General features: G+C 66.9%; 1 protein-coding gene. It reads left to right on the forward strand.

Going from position 1 to position 1241, the window contains the following annotated elements:
- Window positions 1-62 precede the first annotated feature (62 nt).
- Window positions 63-1226: an IS30 family transposase gene (locus AB0H00_RS31980; RefSeq protein WP_357273683.1), complete on the forward strand. Its 1164-nt coding sequence runs from the start codon at window positions 63-65 to the stop codon at window positions 1224-1226.
- Window positions 1227-1241 lie beyond the last annotated feature (15 nt).

Consider the following 1241-nt stretch of genomic DNA (forward strand, 5'->3'; position numbering starts at 1 on the left):
CTTGGTCTCAATGGGTCAGCGCAACACTGGAATCTCCTGGTGAGGAACGGATGTGATGCGCGATGGCTTCGAGCAGACCACTGTCGGAGAAAAGAACGCCGTTGACCGAGGCTCAGGTCGAGGAGGTGTGGCGGCGGTGGCGGTCCGGGCAAGCGATCAAGGTCCTGGCCCGGGAGATGCGCCGGCACCCATCGACGGTGCGTGACCTTCTCAAGCGCTGTGGCGGGGTCCGGCCGGCTCCTCGTCACCGTGGCGGGCTTCGCCTGAGTTTGGCTGAACGAGAAGAGATCTCGCGTGGATTGGCGGCCGGGGACTCGCTGCGCAGTATCGCCCGCGGCCTGGGGCGAGCGCCCTCGACGATCTCGCGTGAGGTCGCTGGGCGCGGCGGTCGTTTCGCTTATCGGGCCTTGCCTGCCGACCAGGCGGCGTGGGCTCGGGCGACGCGACCGAAACCGACCAAACTGTCCCGCGATCCGCGATTGGCGGCGGTGGTGGCCGAGAAACTCGCCCTGGCGTGGTCGCCGCAGCAGATCGCGGGCTGGCTGCGCCGAAATCCGCAGTCCAGCATGGGTTATGTGTCGCACGAGACGATCTACCGGGCCTTGTTCATCCAGGCTCGTGGCGAGCTGCGTCACGAGCTGACCCGCTATCTGCGCACTCACCGGGCTATGCGCCGGCCGAAGGTCAAGCGCGAGCCCGACGGCCGCGGTCAGCGCCGCGGCGTGCTCACCATCGCCGAGCGCCCCGCCGAGGCCGCTGATCGAGCCGTTCCGGGGCATTGGGAAGGCGATCTGGTGTTCGGGCGTGGCATGTCTCCGGTCGCCACCCTGGTCGAGCGGTCCACCCGGTTTCTGCTGCTGGTCGCTCTGCCCGAGGGCAAGCGTGCCGATCTGGTCGCCGACGCCCTGGCTGCCCGGATCCTGACCCTGCCCGATGCGTTGCGGCGGACCCTGACCTGGGACCAAGGCTATGAAATGGCCGAACACGCTGCCTTCACCGTCGCCACGGGCGTCCCGGTCTACTTCTGCGACCCGAAAAGTCCCTGGCAGCGCGGCAGTAATGAAAACACCAACGGGCTTCTCCGCCAATATCTTCCCCGGCATATCGACTTCCGCACCTACAGCCAGGCCGACCTGGATGCGATCGCCGACGAACTCAACGGGCGCCCTCGACAAACTCTCGGATTCCGCACACCATCAGAAGCACTCGAAGAGGTGTTGCGTTGACCGCCTGAGCCCGCA

The organism is Nocardia sp. NPDC023852 (genome assembly GCF_040639505.1).
GTDB lineage: Bacteria > Actinomycetota > Actinomycetes > Mycobacteriales > Mycobacteriaceae > Nocardia.

Coding starts and splice junctions, on each gene's coding strand:
- AB0H00_RS31980 (WP_357273683.1), top strand. CDS start 63: ATGGCTTCGAGCAGACCACTGTCGGAGAAAAGAACGCCGTTGACCGAG.